The 19,114-nt window shown below is 36.7% G+C and carries 14 protein-coding genes and 4 pseudogenes; 6 read left to right on the top strand and 12 right to left on the bottom strand.

The window, feature by feature from the left end:
• Positions 1-10: 10 nt before the first annotated feature.
• The 3 genes and pseudogenes from B5P42_RS05195 to B5P42_RS05200 form a co-directional block, all read right to left on the bottom strand.
• Positions 11-394, bottom strand: a complete 384-nt coding sequence (locus tag B5P42_RS05195; RefSeq protein WP_016127662.1) for a rep family protein — start codon at positions 392-394, stop codon at positions 11-13.
• A gap of 137 nt (positions 395-531) precedes the next feature.
• A pseudogene (locus B5P42_RS32260) lies at positions 532-621 on the bottom strand (DUF2922 family protein); the annotation flags it as partial.
• A gap of 21 nt (positions 622-642) precedes the next feature.
• Positions 643-867, bottom strand: coding sequence for a DUF1659 domain-containing protein (locus B5P42_RS05200; protein ID WP_002016256.1), 225 nt, complete (start codon positions 865-867; stop codon positions 643-645).
• A gap of 111 nt (positions 868-978) precedes the next feature.
• Between B5P42_RS05200 and B5P42_RS05205 the strand changes: the two genes are divergently transcribed.
• The gene (locus B5P42_RS05205) at positions 979-1,464 is read left to right on the top strand and encodes a VanZ family protein (RefSeq protein WP_002184633.1); all 486 of its coding nucleotides are present in this window, start codon (positions 979-981) and stop codon (positions 1,462-1,464) included.
• A gap of 155 nt (positions 1,465-1,619) precedes the next feature.
• Here B5P42_RS05205 and B5P42_RS05210 read toward each other — a convergent pair whose 3' ends face one another.
• Both B5P42_RS05210 and B5P42_RS05215 read right to left on the bottom strand, forming a co-directional pair.
• Positions 1,620-4,376, bottom strand: a complete 2,757-nt coding sequence (locus tag B5P42_RS05210) for a DEAD/DEAH box helicase (RefSeq protein ID WP_113733766.1) — start codon at positions 4,374-4,376, stop codon at positions 1,620-1,622.
• Entirely contained in the window at positions 4,360-5,979 is a 1,620-nt protein-coding gene (locus tag B5P42_RS05215) for an SWIM zinc finger family protein (RefSeq protein WP_002068435.1), read from the bottom strand. Before B5P42_RS05215 ends, B5P42_RS05210 begins: the two co-directional genes overlap by 17 nt.
• Before the next feature lie 191 nt (positions 5,980-6,170).
• Between B5P42_RS05215 and B5P42_RS32520 the strand changes: the two are divergent.
• From B5P42_RS32520 to B5P42_RS05220, 3 genes and pseudogenes are all read left to right on the top strand, one after another.
• Positions 6,171-6,269: pseudogene (locus tag B5P42_RS32520) on the top strand (zinc ribbon domain-containing protein); the annotation flags it as partial.
• Positions 6,227-6,613, top strand: a pseudogene (locus B5P42_RS32525) (zinc ribbon domain-containing protein); the annotation flags it as partial. The pseudogenes B5P42_RS32520 and B5P42_RS32525, both read left to right, overlap by 43 nt.
• A 12-nt stretch (positions 6,614-6,625) precedes the next feature.
• Positions 6,626-8,005: a zinc ribbon domain-containing protein gene (locus tag B5P42_RS05220; RefSeq protein ID WP_113733767.1), complete on the top strand. Its 1,380-nt coding sequence runs from the start codon at positions 6,626-6,628 to the stop codon at positions 8,003-8,005.
• Positions 8,006-8,240: 235 nt separating this feature from the next.
• On the opposite strand, the gene B5P42_RS05225 is transcribed toward B5P42_RS05220, so the two are convergent.
• Complete coding sequence (locus B5P42_RS05225) at positions 8,241-8,543, bottom strand: DUF3910 family protein (RefSeq protein ID WP_002184639.1); 303 nt, start codon at positions 8,541-8,543, stop codon at positions 8,241-8,243.
• Positions 8,544-8,628: 85 nt separating this feature from the next.
• Positions 8,629-9,507, bottom strand: coding sequence for a cell wall-binding protein EntA (locus B5P42_RS05230; RefSeq protein WP_113733768.1), 879 nt, complete (start codon positions 9,505-9,507; stop codon positions 8,629-8,631).
• Between the two features lie 677 nt (positions 9,508-10,184).
• Between B5P42_RS05230 and opuD the strand changes: the two genes are divergently transcribed.
• Positions 10,185-11,699, top strand: coding sequence for a glycine betaine transporter OpuD (gene opuD, locus B5P42_RS05240; protein WP_113708861.1), 1,515 nt, complete (start codon positions 10,185-10,187; stop codon positions 11,697-11,699).
• A 306-nt stretch (positions 11,700-12,005) separates the two neighbouring features.
• Positions 12,006-12,140, top strand: coding sequence for a hypothetical protein (locus B5P42_RS32530; protein WP_002068447.1), 135 nt, complete (start codon positions 12,006-12,008; stop codon positions 12,138-12,140).
• 153 nt (positions 12,141-12,293) lie between these two features.
• Here B5P42_RS32530 and B5P42_RS05245 read toward each other — a convergent pair.
• The 5 genes and pseudogenes from B5P42_RS05245 to B5P42_RS05265 all read right to left on the bottom strand — a co-directional run bounded on the left by B5P42_RS05245 (position 12,294) and on the right by B5P42_RS05265 (position 18,777).
• Positions 12,294-13,492 (bottom strand): annotated as a pseudogene (locus tag B5P42_RS05245) (glycosyltransferase family 2 protein).
• Positions 13,489-14,136 carry a dGTP triphosphohydrolase gene (locus B5P42_RS05250; protein WP_113733769.1) on the bottom strand — a complete coding sequence of 216 codons (648 nt, stop codon included), beginning with the start codon at positions 14,134-14,136 and terminating at the stop codon, positions 13,489-13,491. The pseudogene B5P42_RS05245 and the gene B5P42_RS05250 overlap by 4 nt, the downstream one beginning before the upstream one ends.
• 262 nt (positions 14,137-14,398) lie before the next feature.
• A complete protein-coding gene (locus tag B5P42_RS05255; RefSeq protein WP_002184643.1) occupies positions 14,399-15,610 on the bottom strand; it encodes a NupC/NupG family nucleoside CNT transporter in 1,212 nt (403 codons plus the stop codon).
• 365 nt (positions 15,611-15,975) lie between these two features.
• Positions 15,976-17,682, bottom strand: a complete 1,707-nt coding sequence (locus tag B5P42_RS05260) for a C40 family peptidase (protein ID WP_113733770.1) — start codon at positions 17,680-17,682, stop codon at positions 15,976-15,978.
• A 210-nt stretch (positions 17,683-17,892) separates the two neighbouring features.
• Entirely contained in the window at positions 17,893-18,777 is an 885-nt protein-coding gene (locus B5P42_RS05265; RefSeq protein ID WP_003192435.1) for a D-amino-acid transaminase, read from the bottom strand.
• Positions 18,778-19,114 lie beyond the last annotated feature (337 nt).

The following is a 19,114-nucleotide window of genomic DNA, read 5'->3' on the forward strand; positions in this document are numbered from 1 at the left end:
TCCGAATTTTTCACAAGCCTTTTCCCACAAAAAAGTATTTTTTCTCTATAATTTTCAATTCAACATCATTCATATAGAACAACGCAATATGTACATGTGGGTGGAATCCATTCTTACTATATGTAACCTCAAAAACTTGAATTCTACCAATCAAATCTAACTCATCTCTAATATTGTTATAAGCTCGTCCACTCATAAATTTACGAGTAGCATTTCCGAATTTTTCTAACGTTTCTTTTAATCTATCAGCTTTATTATGACCAAACGTAAGGGTTAATAAAGCGATATAACCACCTTCACTTAAAAGCATGCTGTAAATCCTTACGTCGTCTCTCACTAATTTTCGCTGCGCAAACCGGACAATTTCAAACACTTCCACAAACCAATAGGCCATTATAAAATGCCCTTTTAGTTTTTTTATGTTCCCAAACCTGAACGTTGGTTTTATTATTCACTAATCTAAGACACTTAGAAACCCGTTCATTTGGTAATGCTTTTCTTGCAACAGAAGCGTTTTTTCTATGAGGCGTGCACCCTTTTTACTGGTGTAATGGGATTTTCGATAGAAAAGGCAACTGTTTTTCCATCTTCTTTCACGAAAATTAACTCTAGTACTTGCATGCTTTATTCCCTCCTTTTTAATTATAGATTAGAAAGATCTGACGTGCTTACAAGTTGTACAGCGTGAAGTGATGATTGTTGTAGTGAAGCAAGAGCACGTGCTACTTCATGTACTTTTCCTAAATCTGCATTTGTTTTTACACGTTTGAATTGCTTGTTCTTAAAAACTGTTTTACCGTTTTTGTCTAATCCTCCGTTTAATACAAGGCGTAAAGTTAAATCCATTACGATTGTTTCAACTGCCATGTTTATCACCCCCTTTCACTTTATAAATAGGGTGTAAATGTCATGTTTTGGCGTGAAATTTTTTCTTTTTTTTGGTACTCTTAAAAGACTAAGAGAGGGGTTTTCGGAAGAATGAATCGTAAATGGTTATTTTGGATTCCTGTATTACTATGGATGGGGATTATTTTCTATTCTTCAGCTCAGCCATATAAAAAACAGGATATGCGCTCGGATATTGAGCAATATGTAAATGTTGAGTTTGTGAAAGAGCATTTTTCATGGGTATCTATCGATTATGGCGGAGGTACACCTGTTAGTATCGCAAATAAAGGTGTAGCTGGATTTGTTGAGTTTTTCCTACGTAAAGGTGCTCATTTTATGGTGTTCTTTATGCTCGGCTCATTGACGTATTATGCTTTTCATCGATCGGGTTATTCGAGAAAAAGGTGCTTTGCATACGCCCTCCTTTTCGTTGCGGGGTATGCAACATTTGATGAAATTCATCAATGGTTTACAGGAGACCGTACACCGATGTGGCAAGATTCATTGCTTGATACGTGCGGCGGGTTAACAGGAATTATAATAAGCAATTGGTTTTGGCATAGAAAAAGGAGCTAATCTCAGTTAGAGATTTGCTCCTTTTTCATTTATCCCGCTATTTGTGGGAATAGAAACATCCACCTTATCCAGCATTAACTGTCCGTAAAAGCCCGATTGGTGAAGGCTAATAATCAGTGGGGGATGAACAAAACCCCATTGATTAAAGTTTCACTTTATACGCCAAGTAATTCTTTTAGTTCGTCGGTTGATAGTTCGGTCATCCAACTATCGCTTGTAATGACGGCGTTGTTTAATGATTGTTTTCGTTCTAACATTTCATCAATCTTCTCTTCAAGTGTTCCCGTTGTAATAAGCTTATGAACGTGAACGAAGCGTTTTTGACCAATGCGATAAGCACGGTCTGTTGCTTGGTTTTCTACAGCTGGATTCCACCAACGGTCATAGTGAATAACATGGTTGGCGGCAGTTAAGTTTAATCCTGTTCCGCCAGCCTTTAACGATAAGATGAAGATGTCATACGTTCCGTTTTGGAACTGCTCAATCATCTTGTCACGCTCTTTCTTCGATACGCTCCCGTTTAAGAAGAGGACGCGCTGACCAAATGTTTCTTCTAACATACTTTTTAGCATGTTCCCCATGCCAATGTATTGAGTGAAGATTAAGCAACTTTCATTTTGGTCTTTTATATTTTCGATGAGCTCCATTACCGTTTTTGTTTTCATAGAGCGCTCGACGATATTTTGTGGTTCTTCTTCTTTCAAATAAAGGGCTGGGTGATTACAAATTTGTTTTAGCTTGTTCAGCATAAGTAATATAAATCCGCGTCTTTCAATTCCGCTTAATCCTTCTACATTTTGTAATGTATCTTGAACAAGTTGTTCATATAAGGAAGCTTGTTCGCCAGTTAGTGGACAATAAGCTTTCTGTTCTTGTTTATCTGGTAAGTTTAATGCGACCGTTTGATCTTTCTTCGTACGACGCAGTAAAAACGGCGAGATAAACCGCTGAACTTGCTGGATTTTTCCTTCATCGCGGTCCTTTTCAATCGGTGTGACGAAGCGGCGCTGGAATTGTCCTAAGCTTCCGAGATACCCATGATTGATAAAGTCGAAAATAGACCAAAGCTCAGCAAGTCGGTTTTCCATCGGTGTACCGGTTAAAGCAATTTTGTGATTTGCTTGTAGGTTTCTTACTGCTTTCGACTGTTTCGTATGTGGGTTTTTTATATTTTGTGCTTCGTCTAAAATAACAGCGTCCCAGCATAACGTACTAAGTTCTTCTTCATCAAGCTGAGCTAATGCATAAGAAGTTAATATAACATCTGCCGATTGAAGAAAATCTTTAAATGACTCATCCTTAGATCGGTTACTTCCATAGTGTAACTGAACACGTAAACTTGGTGCGAAACGCTCAAATTCTTTTTGCCAATTTCCAAGGACTGATGTTGGTGCCACAATTAATGCAGGACCTGTTTGGAGATTGTTTTCTTTAGCGTATAGTAAGTAAGTTATCGTTTGAATACTTTTTCCGAGTCCCATATCATCGGCTAATAACGCTCCAAATCCAAGCTTTCGTAAGTATAGTAACCACTCAACACCGTGTTGTTGATATGGGCGGAGTGTTGCTTGTAGCGAAGATGGTACATCTACCTTTGGAATATCTCCAATGTGTAGAAGTTTTTGGAAAAGCTCTTCGTAATATCCATCTAGCTCGATTTCAATATCGGTAAACGGACTATCGTCTTCTACAATTTCTGTTTCTGCCGTATTAGATAAATGTTGCTGCAACACATCCTTCATTTCAAGTCCATATTTATCGGCACGGTGCATTAGTTTTTTTACTTCTTCAATAAAGGCAGGATCAAGTCTCATCCATTGACCATTTAAATTGAAAAGACGTTTGTTTTGTTCAACGAGTTCGAAAAATTCACTTTCTGATAAATCAATTCCGTCCGTTGAAATGCGCCAGTCGAAATTAACGAGCGTATTCATGCCGAAGAAAGACTGTGTTTGTGCTGTACTTTGCTTCAGCTGTACACGCAACCTCGGTTTTGTTGCTTTTAAATTTTGCCACCATGATGGTAGTAAAATTGTAATACCTGCTGCCAGTAATTCATTACTTGCTTCGGTTAAGAAGTTCCAAGCTTCCGTTTCAAAGAGTTCTTCTCGGAACTTGTCGTCCTCTTTTAGCCACGGTACGAGCTTACTGAATCCTTCTTGTGTTTCAAGGATACGTTCTTCGTAATCGTGCCATCGTTTTGGTAAGGAATCGATACTTTCATATACATATATGCGATGTGCACCACGTTTTGGTGTAACGATTGTTTCAAGCTTCCACATTTCAAGTTCTTCTTGCGGTTCTTGTAGTCTTAAGCCGACTGTAAATGGAAGATCATCTTCAATGTAACCAATTTTTCGAAGCCAATCTTCTTCATGTAGTGCTGCTTCCAATTGCCTTTTCGTAAAGTCGTAATGTTCATATAGTCTCTTTGCATCTTCCCATCCGTCATTTGAGCGAGCATCTTGCAAAATACTTTCGTTCACAGCGGCAGAGAAAAGAGATGCTAACATGTCATCTTCAATTGAGGTATTCTGAACTTTCCAAGATGGCTGCTGAGACCAATGCTTCATGTCAGGTGCGAAGCTGCCGCTGACGAAAGCGTCCCATAATTCACTTGCGTCCTTTGTAAGTGCCGTAATAGGACCGTTCATTTGCATATTTGCAAATGAATTCATCGGTTTATTTGCGATGTATTCAAATGCCTGTGCATTCGTTAACATAACGCCTTGTTTTCCCTCATACGTTGCTTCTTTTAAAAACGTTCCGTAGAAAGAAGTAGAGTGCCATGCGAATGCATTTTTTTTCCAAGTTGCTACGGATAAGAGCGTACCGCTATCATCTTCTCCCCAAAGGAACCAACCTTGACTAACGTGCTGGAGCCTAATTGTTACTTCAGTTTGTATGATCATCGATTAATTTTCCTCTCCGTAATTCCTCTTGTAGTGCACGCAGACGTGAATGTAAGTTAGCGATATGAATAATGAAAGCATCCCATTCATCAGTTCGCTTCAGTCGTTTATAAAGCATACGTAATTTCTTTAAGTAACGAACGGCACGTTTATATGATTTGCGATTTCGCTCTTCAATTGCTTCCATTGCGGCATGGTGATAAAGAGGAAGTGCTGCTTCGGGCGCTTCTTTTTCAATATCTTTCAATGGTTCTTTCAAAAGTTCGATTACTTCGAATCCATATAAGAGCTGAAGTTCCGTCCATGCATGGTATTGTTTCTTCGCAAGTACATATTGTTCATAATTTGTGAAACTATACGGTAATAGTTCTTGTAAAATCATTTCTAATCCCGCTTGTTCATTCGTATGCGTTGCATATGTCTCATACATCATCACAAATAATCGAACGATATCTTGTATGAAGACGGTATTTTCTTGTTCCGTTATCGTTTCTTTTACTTGTTTATAAGTAAAGGAAAGCCAATCTTTAGCGCGGTCCCACTCCATCGCACTTAATAACTCTTCTAACCAATAGAAGTAAAGGCTCACAACAGAAGAAGGCTGTTTTTCCAGTAATTCCATTGCCGATACATCTTCACCGTTTAAAAAGAGCAGGTGAGAAGATGCTAATGCTTTGGAAAGTGGATTGATTTTAGTATCGATTCTTTTTTTTTCTTCTTGTAGCTGCTCTTCTGTTCTTAACAGTTCACCCCATACGTGACGATAAATGAAGAATCGCTCTTGTGTATAGGCATCGGTAGAGAAGAATGCTTCATGTATGAGCCGCGCTGTTTCTTCTAAAATCGGTTTGGATTCTTCTGGAATCGCCTCTGTTTTTAGGTCCCTAACGGTAGATTCAACTTTATCAACGAATAGGCGAACGACGTTAACTGGTTGGTGATAAGAATATAGTTTGTTTGCTTCAAATTCTTGAATTTCTTCTAATAATTTTTGAAAGCAATAAAGTGCCGCGTGCAACTTAAATAATTCATGAATAGCAACGATGCGCGGAGCTTTCCGTTCTAATTTTGTATAGAAGTCTGTAAAAAGACTCATAAGAAAATACATTTGTTTATAAGTGAGCCGCGCTTGTTCTTTTTTAAATGATTCATATTCATTTTCAAAGTATGTTTGCCAACTTTTATAATCCATTTCTTCAAAAGCTGATGATTGCAATACTTGTCGTGCAGTTCGAATAGGAGGAAGAGAAGGTTTTGTATTATTTTTGAATAAAGTTAATACATCTCCTACTTGCCCAAAACTAGAAGCTGCAGATAGTAACACAGCAAGCATATGCTGACATTGCGTTGGCGCGAAGCAATCGCAATAGCTTTCAGTGACATTACGAATCGGGATGTGAACGCTATATACACTGCCTTCAGCATTTACAGTTCCGGATAGCGTATAGCCATCAAAGTCAACGTTATAGACAACACCACTACGATATAGTTGCCGAGCTGTAGCGACATGCTCTTGATCAGCAACTTGCTGTGGATCAAGCCCTTGAACGAACTCATTCGCAATCATCATAATTTCATCTTTCGTAATTGAGTCTTGCAGCATAATATTCCTCCGTACACAGATTTCTTTCCTTTACCATTATAAACAAAAAATGCTCAAAACAGAAAAAATGAAATTCTAATTACACAATTAGAAAATCATGGTAATATATATGAAGTTAATTTTGTATATTACCATATGTTTATAGGGAGAGAGTTAGCTTGTCAGATTTATAGACGAAATTAGGTAGTGGAATGAATAAGATACAAGAGGGAATAGAACAAGGAAAGCAGAAGTTGCAAATTGCACAAGAAATTGCTCAATTGAAAAAGGGAATGCAAGTGCAAATGCAGATATCGCAGAGGTTGATGAAGTAAATGATGGCTTCCATTATGGTTTATTATTACTTGTGATTCCGTTATTCCTTATGTTTAGCGCAGGTAGAAAGTTAGTAGAATTACCGACTACTAATATGTATATTACACTAGCGGTATGCAGTGGCTCTTACACAATTATGATGATTGTAATGAACATAATTTCTAAGTTTTGAATTGATGTATCTGGAAATGTAATGAATTTATTCGAGGCAATTGTCACGGTGCTATCTATGCAGAATTCATTTATATATTTAACTTTGTTTAGTTTCATTGTGACATATGTAGCGGCTTTCGCTGGAATGAAATTAGCTAAGAAATAGGGGGAGAGCATATTGAAGTTTTGTGGAACTTGTAAAAATCAGCTTGCAGACCATTTGAACTTTTGTCCTGAGTGTGGAAGTAAAGTAGAAGAAATTGCTGATCAAACAGCTTCTTCTCATTCAGAAATGCGTAGAGCAACAAGGCGAGTGAAAAGTAAGAAAAACATGTTTTTACTTATAGGTTTTGTCATTGTTGTTGCTATTTTGTTTGGCGCATATAAATTCGGTGCAAGCAAGTTTTCGAAGGAAAAGCAAGTAAATGCAATGATCGAAGCATTCCAAAAGAAAGATGTGAATGCAATCGATGAGTTTTTGAAAGTAGACGATCCAAGCTTAAAAGTGAAGACAGAAGATATTAAAGCTTACATACGTTATTTAAAGGATAATCCTTCGTACAATAAAGCATTACTGTCTTATTTACAAAAAGAAACAGTAAATCAAAAGTTAGCAAGTGATAATGCATCTTTTAAAGATGGGCAAATTATAGAAGACGGGAAAGAGTGGTTCTTATATCCGAAGTATAAGTTCAGCATGAAATCTTATTACATGAGTGTTAGCACAACTGCAAAGAATGCTGAAATATATGTAAATGATAAAAAAGAAACAGAGCTTTCTAGTGATAAAACCTCAAAAGAATTAGGTCCATACTTCCCAGGTGCTTATGTTGTAAAGGCGAAGGCGAAGACAGAACTTACTGAATTAGAGACAGAAAAAGAAGTAGATCTAGCAGACGAAAAGAATGGGACAGTAGAAGTGAATTTGTCAATTGAAGGAAATTATGTAACCATTTCTTCCGATGAAAGCGACGCAACTGTTTTTGTTAATGGTAAGAAACGCGGAAAATTAAGTTACGGTAGCTATAAACTTGGTCCTGTACCGACAGATGAAACGGTAGAAGTACATTTAGAGAAAAACACTGACTTTGGTGTCATTAAATCCGAAAGCATCAAAGTTGGAGACCAAAGCACATATTATTTAAAGTTCCCGAAAGAAGCTTCAAGCTCAGCAGTTGGTGACTTTGTACAAAATCATATTTATAATAACGTGCGTGCAATTGCATTAAATGATTTTAGCTTAATTGAAAGTGATTATGATAAGAGCGGGAAATCGTATAAGAAAGACCGTGATTACTTGCAATATCTACACAAAAAAGGAATTACAGAAGATTTATTAACAATGGGAATTCGTAATGTAGAGCGTCAAAGTGAAACGAAGTATAAAGTAACGACATATGAAGAATATCATATTCGTTATGGTGATGGCTCTGTAAAATTCAAAAGCTTTAATAATGACCATATCGTTACTGTTAATGGAAATGGAAAGATATTGTACCATTCTCTTGGAGCGAATAATACGCTGAAGTCAGAGGAAGTATCTGGTCCGACTCGTTAATATTAAGAGAGAGACTGTTCAATTTTGAACAGTTTCTTTTTTTATGTAGCACCGCTATTTTCAATCTTTGTCGGTAAATCGATATTTCATGTCGAACCGTTGATATATTGTAATTTATGATAGATATATTCGGAAAATCATTGATATAATTTTCTCTACTCGTATTCATGAAGGGAAAATAAAAAAGGATATCACTTAGTCGGAAAATTCTACTAGGTGATACCCTTTTTGGCAATTAGGAGCGTGTTTGCTTTAATATCGCTTGTACATATGGATCCTGTAATATTTGTTCTATAAATGGTAGCATTCCTTGCTCGAATGGAATATCAATAGGAAATGGCTTTTGAGAGCCTGGCTTTATTCCATATTGTACGATTTTGTAATGTGTATTTTCTTCAGACTTGAGCACAATTAATTTATAGCGATTGTCATCATTTGCGAGTGAGAAGTCAATTGCGATAGCATCATATGTTATATCATCTTTATATATGTACGGTTTTGGTGTACCGACCCAGTCTACCTTAGCTTTTAAATTCATGGACGTCACCTCCTTATATGTATTATATAAAAAATAAAAGCCAGCTCTCAATAAAGAGAACCGGCTGTAATTTAGCAGTCATTGGTTATTTTAAAATTTTCACTTTAACAGTTTTGCGTCCCCATTTTTGAGCAGCGCTATCTGATCCAAGTAGGATGTCGATACGGTTACCTTTAATTGCACCGCCAGTATCTCCAGCGATAGCTTCTCCGTAACCTTCTACCCATACTTTAGATCCTAATGGGATTACTTTCGGGTCAACAGCGATCATTTTCATGTTTGGGTTCGCTGTTAAGTCATGACCCATTGCAGTTAATACACGGCCGCCGTATGTGCCACCGTTTTCACTTGGGTGAGCTGTATATGCCGTAGCTACAACTGTTAACTCACGACCACCAGAAGGTGTGCTAGTCTCAGCAGCTTTCACAGCAGGCTTAGCAGCTGGTTTTGCTTGTGCTGCAGGTGCTTGAGCTTTAGCTGGTGCTACAGTTTTAGCAGGAGCAGGTTGTTCTTGTTTCTCGATAACAGGTGCTGTACCTGTTAAGAAAGGAACGTGAACATAAGCCGTTTTCCCGTTATATTCAAATTGTAACCACTCATTTTGTACTTGGTTCGTTGTTTCGATCATATCGTCTTTCTTAAGCGTTCCAAGAATTTCTGAGTTTGTGTTCGCTTCAGCACGTACATTTAATACGTTAGTTGTTACATAGTAAGAGTTCTTTGTAAACTCTGCACTTACGAATGCGTCTTTACCATCTAATTTGATTTGTGACCATCCGTTTTCTGTATTTAGAACATCTAATTTATGACCATTCTGTAATTTACCGACAACTTTTGATTCAGTAGTAGGGTTTTCTCGTACGTTTAGTACGTCTGTTGTTACAACAGTTTCTGCATTAGCAGATGCGGTGAAAATCCCAAGACCAAAAACTGCTGCTGTTGCTATTCCAATTAATTTTTTCATGATAGCCTCCATTGCGTTTGTTTTCGTGTCCTCATTATAGCAACAGATTTTTTCGGATTTTGGGAAAACACACAATTACAAACCATTCGTAATAAGTCGTTAACACTTTGTAATATAGCTAGAATGAGAGGAAAGCGTTTTTCATTCCATATAATTAGTAGGTTTCTAGTTATATTCAAAATATTTAATACAACATATTTTTTTCGGTGTAAATAAAAATATTACAGGGGTGTTACATAATGATTACTATACAGTTACATTCCTTGAGTATTTTACCGTTTTATGGGTAATATAGTTATATAAACATAAACATCTCGTTTGTGAAGTTATAAACACGCGCTATATACTAGCAAAAAACCGCATAATTGTTACAAGAAGAAAGGGTTGTAAAGAATAAATCTGCCCTTTTTTAAAACTGTAACACATCCTTTTTTGGGGAAATCTCTTCCCATCCGCATTTTTCTCACACAATTTGACAGTAGTATTCCAATCTTGTAGCTCTTGCAGAGTGGAAAGGTTGTACGGAAGGTAAGGCTGTCCATAAGAACTCTAATTGGTGAAGGCAAAACTAAGAGAGCCGAAAGAAAATCACCACAAAAAACTATGGTTTTCTATCCGATTTAACATATCGGAATTTATGATTTTTACAAGAAATGAAACATACGAAGGGGGATTTGATGAGGAAACTGACGAAAACATTTATTGTCTCATTAACATTATGTATTGCATTTACACTTTGGGGGATTATTCCCGAATCTATTATTGGAAAAGGTAGCTTAGGAAATGTAACGACTGTAATTCAAGCTGCGTTAGTTAGTAAGTTTGGATGGTTCTATATTATTTCCGTTTCTATTTTCTTAGGAATTGCTATTTTCTTAATTGTTTCTAAGTACGGTTCGATTCGTTTAGGTAAAGATGATGATGAACCTGATTATAGTTATATGACATGGTTTGCTATGTTATTTAGTGCCGGTATGGGAATCGGTTTGGTTTTCTGGGGCGTCGCAGAACCGTTGAACCATTTATACACACCTCCGTTTGGAGAGGGTGCGACTGAAGAGAGTGCACGCCTTGCACTTCGTTTCTCATTTTTCCATTGGGGATTACATCCGTGGGGATTATATGCACTTGTAGCATTATGTATTGCGTATTTTACATTTAGAAAAGGAAGAGCAAGTACAATTAGTGCGACAGTGGGTCCGCTATTTAAAGGCGGTGAACATGGCCGTATTGCCCATATGTTTGATGTTCTAGCTGTATTTGCAACAGTATTTGGTGTGGCGACATCATTAGGACTTGGGGCAAAGCAAATTGCGGGTGGTGTTAGTTATTTAACATCCATTCCAAACTCATTACCGACACAGCTAGTAATCATCGGAATTGTAACTGTTCTTTATATGCTATCTGCGCAAACGGGACTCGATAAAGGAATTAAATATTTAAGTAATGCGAATATTATTTTAGCGTTTGCACTTATGATAATTGTATTATTTGCAGGTCCAACAAACTTTATTATGAATTATTTCACTTCAACAATCGGTTCATACATTCAAGAATTGCCAAGTATGAGTTTCCGTTTAAGTCCATTAAATGAAGGCGGAAATCAATGGATTCAGTCATGGACAATTTTCTACTGGGCATGGTGGATTGCATGGTCACCATTCGTAGGTACGTTTATTGCTCGTGTGTCACGCGGGCGTACAATTCGTGAATTTGTTGTTGGTGTGTTACTCGTACCAACAGTAATTGGTGCGCTTTGGTTCTCTGTTTTCGGAGGAACAGGTATTCACATGGAGCTATTTGATGATGCAAATATATATGGACAAATTAAAGAAATGGGCACAGAAGTAGGATTGTTTGCGATGTTAGACCAAATGGGTAGTATGGGACCGGCTTTATGTGTGTTAGCCATTTTACTTATTTCAACATTCTTTATTACATCGGCAGACTCTGCTACGTTTGTTCTAGCGATGTTAACGACACATGGTAGCTTAAACCCACCAAATCGTATTAAAATGGTTTGGGGTATTGTTCTAGCGGCGTTAGCCTCGATCTTATTGTATGTCGGAGGATTAGAGGCGCTGCAAACTGCGTCGATTATTGCGGCCTTCCCGTTCGTATTTGTTATTTTCTTTATGATTGCAGCACTATTTAAAGAGTTGCAAAAAGAAGGACGTATGAAACAGCATTAATAATAGAAGAAAAAAATTCTGTATATATAAATAGTATTAGGACTGTCGAATGTCGGCAGTCCTTTTTCACTGTTCTATACTATTGTAGGAAAATCATTACTTTGTTACGGAATACTATAGATATCGGTAATTTGAAAAGAAAAATCGATATAGTTCGACATTATCCGATATTTTACACATTATATTCATATTTTTGACAAAAATATGTCGGAAATGTGTTGTTACTTTTATGTATATGTGCTATATTATTTCCTGTAAGCGATTTCAAATAGTTTTAAAGCGCATTCAAGGGGGACAACTAGAATAATGAAACGTTACGAAAGAAAGTGGAAGCATATTTGTTTGAAACGTGTGGCACATCGAAATGCCCAAGAAAGCACGGAACCAAAGACTGAAACTCGTAAAGAGCATCAAGAGAAGCAATTGGTTCTACAAAAATAGCAATCACTTTTTCGTATATAAATGAAGGTCGATCGTTCGTTGGGGGATGGACGTGAAATAACTTTCAGCTAAGGGGTATTGTCTGATATATAGTATTACGGTAAAAAATAAGCACAGAGCATACGGCGCTCTGTGCTTATTTTTTAATGAAATCTATTTTTCTTTTTTAAATCGTACTGTTTTATCCCAACCAATTACTTGTTTCTTGCTCTTTGCACGTAAGTAAAGAATGAGACTGCGAATAAACAAATACGTAAAGAGCTGTGCGTACGTAAAGTACATAATGACGCTTATGAAAATATTGGTCGGTGTAAAGGTTCGTTCGACGCTCTGAGCACTAAATAATTGAGAAACATATGTAATATATGCGACATACCACATAAATAGTAATGGAATGCTATATTGAATTTGGAATATGCCGAGCAGTCCAATTATAAACCAAACGTTTGAAATGATTAGGAATAGCCAAAATACGACATACACTAAAACTTGTTGTAAGGAATGGACGAGAAGTTTCCCTTTAAAAAAGCTTAATGAAGAAAACATTTTTTCTAAAATGTATAAGTTTCCTTGAAGCCAACGTGTCCGCTGTTTTATAAGAATTTTTAAATGTTCAGGTTCTTGTTCCCATGTAATCGATTCCGGGACGATTGGTAAGAGATAGCCCTTTTGGGTAATTCTTAATGTTAATTCAGCATCCTCTGCAATTGCATAAGGAGCTGGAAAATCTGAAATTCTAATGAAATCATTCGTGTAAGCCAGTTTCTTTTCTCATTTACTGTACGAACGTGTCCAACTGCTCCAACGGCATCCTTTGTTGTTTCAGCATGTTCTACGAGCATTCGCAGTGCATGTGGTTCAGGTTGATTATCTGCATCGTAAACACAGAAATATTCACCATCCGAAATGCTAAGGCCGTAGTTTAATACACGCGATTTTCCTTTCGGTTCGCCAGGTGGTACACGAATGTGATGAATATGAGCATAGGCTTTGTCGAAATCATCGCCAATTTCAGGTGTTTCATCTTGAGAGTTATCGTTTAATAAATAAACGTTTAGTTTGCCTGGGTATTCAATCTTTGCCATTGCTTCTAATGTATCTTTAATAACGACGCCTTCATTATGGGCAGGTATTAAAATATCTACACTTGGATAATGTTCTAGCGTACGATCTTTTCGTTTACTATTTCGATGAATTAAGCCCGCAATTGTTAAGAAAGAGTAATAAACGAGTAAAGCAGAGAATAGAAAGGCGGTAAAAATCAATACATATTTAATTGAAAATGTGATGCTGATCCAGAAAACAAGTACACAAAACAAAATAAATAAAAGAAGCATAACGAGTGTCATCATAATGTGATATGTCCCTTTGCATTGATTTGTTCTCGTTTTATTTTAATATCTTGAATTGCTTCAGCAGCAAGGTCAAAGTCAGTTCTTACTGTATCAACTAATAATGAAGCTACACGATCCATGACACTTTCCTTCGTATATTTACTAAAGGAAGTGAAATCAAAGAAAATAATCATGCCTGTTTCATTACGACGATCCATCGCAGTCCTTAATAATGCTTGTCGTCTTTCGAATTCTTGCCTTGTTAATAGTTTTGATTCTCCGATGTATTGCTCCAACACTCTCACTCGTTCAGTTAACTCTTTATTTTTAAGGATGACCTTTTTTAATAGGTGGGTTGAAATATAAACAATGAAGAAGTTAGCTGCCATTAGGAAGTGGGTAATGATATATTCCCATTGTTCTGATGTACTCCATAAGTGAAGCCACGCTTCATAAAATAAATAGAATACTGAAATGATGGTTCCCAGTATAAAGAAAATAAATGCTGTTTTATCAGCTAAAAATAGGAATAGTACATTTATGATGACATATATAATTGTAAAAATGAGCGCGTGCTCATATTTCGTCACATGTACAGTAGTAAAATAAAATAAAATTTGTAAAATCCACATAGAAAGGATTTTATAGGATTTATCTTTCACGAAACTTTCCTCCTTAAAGATAATTCATGCAGGATATTTGTAGTATGCACAATTATTAATAAATGGACCGTGTAGCTGGAATTTTTTTTAAAGCGTGCGACATCAAATAGTATCCCTCTTGTGCAAGAAAAAATAAACAGACATACTAATTATCGTAACATATCATCTAGATATCTAGACATGTGGTGTTTAGTATATATGAAAATTATATTTATAGTATACAAAAAAGTCTCCTCTTTAAAAGAGGAGACTGTACATTAATTTATAGGAACATCATACCTGCAACTGCTGCATTTAAGAAGTTCGCTAGTGTACCAGCGATAACTGCTTTAATCCCTAATTGTGCAATTTGTTTACGGCGAGTAGGAGCTAATGTTCCTGTTACACCTAATTGAATTGCGATAGAAGAGAAGTTTGCAAAACCACAGATTGCGAATGTTAAAATCAGATTTGTTTTTGCAGAGAACTCTGCCATGTGAGGTCCTAAGTTTGCGTATGCAACGAATTCGTTGATTGCAAGTTTTTGACCGATAAAGCTTGCTGCTTGTATAGCTTCACCCGGTGAAACCCCGATTAAGATTGCAAATGGTGATAATAAGTAACCGAAGATTAAATCAAGGCTAAGTTTAATATGGAATAAAGACCCAACTAATCCTAATAGACCATTTAATAAAGCGATTAATGCGATGAAAGCCATTAACATTGCTGCTACGTTAATAACAAGTTGCATACCTTCAGATGCACCACGTGCAGCTGCATCGATAACGTTTGCGTCTTCACGTTCTGTAGAAAGTTCAACGTTGTTATCTACTTTTTCTGTTTCTGGCATAATTAGTTTCGCAATTAATAAACTTGATGGAGCTGCCATAATTGCTGCTGCTAATAAGTGCTCTAACGGAATACCCATTGCTGCATAGCCGACAAGAACTGATCCGGCAACAGCTGTCATACCGCTTACCATAATAGTGAAGAATTCACTATTTGTTAAGCGTGCTAAGTAAGGTTTAATTAAGATTGGAGCTTCAGTTTGTCCTAAAAATACAGTCGTTACTGAGTTTAAGCTTTCTGCTTTAGAAGTTCCAAGAAGTTTACTTAATGCACCACCAACGACGCTAACAAATTTCTGCATAATACCGAAATGATATAAGATTGCTACTAATGAACTAATAAATACGATTGGAAGTAGTGCTTGAATAAAGAATACAAATCCCCAAGGTCCTTTTGCGTTGACTAAATCCCCAGCAACGAACTTAATTCCCTCGTAAGAAAAATTAATTAATCCTTGAACGCCATCTGCAGCGTATTTTAAACCTGCTTTTCCGGCATCCCATCGTAATACGATAAATGAAAATGACATTTGTAATGCTAGCGCGATTAAAATTGTGCGCCAATTAATAGCTTTGCGGTTGGAAGATAATAAGAAAGCGATTGCTAATACTCCAATCACGCCGCCAATTCCCCATAAAACATTCATGCAGTGTATGCTCCTTCCTCATAGTAAAAAAGTGTATAAACCAGTTGTCTATACTTTTGCGAATATAACATCTTAAGTAACTTATCATAATGGACATCGGAGGTCAAACGTCTAACGAAAAGTTTAAATAAAAAGAAAATTCTTTGAAAAAACACATATAAAATGAATCGACATGAAATAGGTTATGTTTTTTGTTGAAATATATTCATTGTGATAACGTTTTGGACAATTTTTATAGAATATGGTGTACGAAATAGGAGAATGAACGCATAATTTTTTCGTGAGAAAGAGAATAAGAGGGATTCATATATTGAAACCTTAAAAAAAGAGGCTTCTAGTAAACTAGAAGCCTCTGAAACTATCACTTAAGGTGCTTTCGTATACCCTAAGAAATGGCTTTTCCAATAAGAGTTGCTTAATGAAGCGATTGCTACACCTTTATCTCCAGCTTGGATAAACGATCCACCTCCAAGGTAAATACCCATGTGAGAAGGACCAGCTTTATAAGTATTTTGGAAATAAATTAAGTCGCCTGGCTGTGGACTTGAAGTTTTTGGTAAGCTACTCCAATATCCTGCAACACTTTGGCGGCTAATGTTATGGCCAAATTTCTTAAATACGTGGTAGATGTAACCACTGCAGTCGACACCATTAGCAGAAGAACCGCCCCAAACGTATGGCACGCCTTGCATAGATTTCGCGTATGCAAGTATAGAAGAACTGTCACCGCTATTATTGCTTGTATTGTTATTGTTTTGATTTTCATTTTCATTAGGCTTATTATCTACTGCGCCCCCAACTGGTGTTTTAGATAGGAAACGTGTTCCGATGTAACCAGTTTGACCATTGTAGTTAATTTTGCTCCATCCAGAGTTTTCAGAGATTACTTGAACCTTCTGTCCTTGTGGAAGTGCGCCTATGATTCTATAATTTGTACCTTCGCCGCTACGTACATTTAGTGCAGAAGCATTAATGTAGTAATCGCCAATTGCACCTTGGTTAGGTTGCTCAGGTTGTTCAGGAGTAGTAGTGCCACCTTTAACGAATTTTACGAATTCGCTGCTAACGTAGCCTGTTTTTCCCTGATAATTAACTTTAAACCAGCTACCTTCAGATCCAATTACGTTTAATTTCGTACCATTTAATACGCCACCAATTACGCTATGGTAAGTAGCAGGGCCCGTACGAACACGTAGTGATGTTGCGTTAACGACGTAAGTGCCACCAGTTTGAACAGTTACATTATTGTTTTGTTCCTGGTTGTTACCTTGCGTGGTGTTTTCGTTAGAACCGCCTTTTGTTACGTAGTCTTTGCTTAAGTAAGCTGTTTGTCCTGCATAATTGATTTTGAACCAATCTTGAACTTCGCCTACAACTTGTACTACTTGTCCTTTTTTCACAGAACCTATAGTTGTATGAGAAGTGCTAGGACCTGTACGAACGCGAAGGGAAGATACGTTTACTGTATAGTTTCCGCTTGCTGGTTTTACAGTATTATTCGTATTGTTGTTTGAAGAACCTGCATTAGAAGAAACACCAGATACGAATTCGCCACTTACATAGCCAACTTTTCCATTATGGTTGATTTTCACCCAACCATTTTCTTGACCAATTACGTTTAATGTTTGTCCTTCATATACACGTCCTGAAACAGAACTAGAAGTGTTAGGAGCGGTACGTACACGTAATACATCAGCAGTAACTTTATTGTTTCCACCTGTGCTTACATTGTTATTTGTTTTTTCCCCATTTTTTGATACAAATTCACCACTCACATAACCTGTTTTCCCATTATGGTTAATTTTGAACCAACCATTTTCTTCTCCAATTACGTTTAATGATTGACCGTTATAAACGCGAGAGATAATGTCGTGAGAAGTGCTAGATCCTGCGCGAACATGTAGCACGCTAGCATTTACTGTATAAGATGAACTGTTTGATGCGGAAGCTGGGACAGTTTGTGTAGCAGCTTTTTGTGTGTTTTGTTCAGGGGCAGCTTGAACGCTATCAAGTGTAGGTGCTGCTCCTCCTGCTACAGACACTGCCGCAAGACCGGCAAGGTATTTTTTCATAATTTGTCGATTCCTTTCTGTCTGTAATGTAGTGAAGAAATATTTACCAACTGTTAAAAATTCTAAAGAGCATGTCGATTACTGTCAAGACTTATGCGGGAATCTGAATATGACAAAAAGATTACAAGAAAAAATCAAGGTATAAATCTAAACCTTGATTTTTATTTAAATACATATGTTGGATGTAGAGAGAATAGAAATTATTCGTGTTTAAGAAGATGACATGTTGGATTGTAACAAGCTTTGAAAAAAGGATTTTTGTAGCATTTTTGTGATAGGGCCAACTTGACCATCTTGAATTGCAGTTCCATCAAGGTGGGTCATCGGTAAAATTTCAATAGTCGTTCCCGTAAAGAAGCATTCATCTGCTTGATAAACATCGCGAATGCTGAACAGTTCTTCTTGTACAGGAATACGAAGGGTTTTCGCTAAGGAAAGGACATATTGACGAATAATGCCATTTAAAATAAGGTGATTGGCTGGATGTGTGTAAAGAGTTCCATTTTTTATGAGAAAGAAATTAGAACAGCTCCCCTCAGTTACAGTACCGTTTCGTACGAAAAGAGCTTCTTTACAACCTTTGCGTTCAGCTTTCGTAGCAGCTAATACATTTGGTAATAAATTTAAAGATTTGATATCACAGCGTAGCCAGCGCGTATCTGGTTCTGATATAGCACGTACACCATATTCAATCCATAAAGCTGGTCTTTCCTTCTTTGTAATATAGGCATAGATTGTCAGAGGGACGTCATATGAGAATGCATGGGTACGAGCTTGTACACCACGAGATACTTGCAAATAAATAGTACCATCTTCGTGGAAATTATTACTTTCAATTAGTTTGTAAAGTAGGATAATAAGTTCTGCTTTTGAGAAAGGAAGTGATAATTCTATTTCTTCCATGGAGCGATATAACCTTGTGATATGCGGATCTAATAAGTGAAAGTTCCCTTTATATAGGCGAATAACCTCATAGACACCATCTCCAAACTGCAAGCCTCTTTCTTCAAGTTCTATGTACGCGCTATGTTTCGTTGTATCAATAACTGCATCATTCCATAGTACAAATTTTTCGTATGCCAATTTTCGTCCCATCCTTTCGTTAGTACATGAATAAAAAGCACTCTAGTTATTTTTATGTGAGCAATTCTCTTCATATGACGTATATGTATTTGAAAATTATAGAGAAGTAGTGGTGATTTATAGCATTTTGTATATACAAATTCGAAAATGAGAAATACGAATCCTGCTTTTTGAAATAAAAAAAGCAACATTCGTATTGAATGCTGCACAAGGAGGGTAGCTATCTTTCGTAGGGACATCGTCTTATTAAAAGTTTTAGTAAGACAATTATAAGAAAGTTGAAAACAAATGGTGCACATATTTCTCTAAGGGATCTTATCACAGATGAGAGATAAGAAATATGTGAAAC

Source organism: Bacillus sp. SRB_331 (genome assembly GCF_003264175.1).
GTDB lineage: Bacteria > Bacillota > Bacilli > Bacillales > Bacillaceae_G > Bacillus_A > Bacillus_A mycoides.

Bases quoted from the DNA above. Each gene is read 5' to 3' on its own strand.
- B5P42_RS05210 (WP_113733766.1), bottom strand. From the start codon at position 4,376: ATGATCATACAAACTGAAGTAACAATTAGGCTCCAGCACGTTAGTCAA.
- opuD (WP_113708861.1), top strand. From the start codon at position 10,185: ATGAGGAAACTGACGAAAACATTTATTGTCTCATTAACATTATGTATT.
- B5P42_RS05215 (WP_002068435.1), bottom strand. From the start codon at position 5,979: ATGCTGCAAGACTCAATTACGAAAGATGAAATTATGATGATTGCGAAT.
- B5P42_RS05195 (WP_016127662.1), bottom strand. From the start codon at position 394: ATGGCCTATTGGTTTGTGGAAGTGTTTGAAATTGTCCGGTTTGCGCAG.
- B5P42_RS05230 (WP_113733768.1), bottom strand. From the start codon at position 9,507: ATGAAAAAATTAATTGGAATAGCAACAGCAGCAGTTTTTGGTCTTGGG.
- B5P42_RS05205 (WP_002184633.1), top strand. From the start codon at position 979: ATGAATCGTAAATGGTTATTTTGGATTCCTGTATTACTATGGATGGGG.
- B5P42_RS05200 (WP_002016256.1), bottom strand. From the start codon at position 867: ATGGCAGTTGAAACAATCGTAATGGATTTAACTTTACGCCTTGTATTA.
- B5P42_RS05225 (WP_002184639.1), bottom strand. From the start codon at position 8,543: ATGAATTTAAAAGCTAAGGTAGACTGGGTCGGTACACCAAAACCGTAC.
- B5P42_RS05260 (WP_113733770.1), bottom strand. From the start codon at position 17,682: ATGAAAAAATACCTTGCCGGTCTTGCGGCAGTGTCTGTAGCAGGAGGA.
- B5P42_RS05265 (WP_003192435.1), bottom strand. From the start codon at position 18,777: ATGGGACGAAAATTGGCATACGAAAAATTTGTACTATGGAATGATGCA.
- B5P42_RS32530 (WP_002068447.1), top strand. From the start codon at position 12,006: ATGAAACGTTACGAAAGAAAGTGGAAGCATATTTGTTTGAAACGTGTG.
- B5P42_RS05255 (WP_002184643.1), bottom strand. From the start codon at position 15,610: ATGAATGTTTTATGGGGAATTGGCGGCGTGATTGGAGTATTAGCAATC.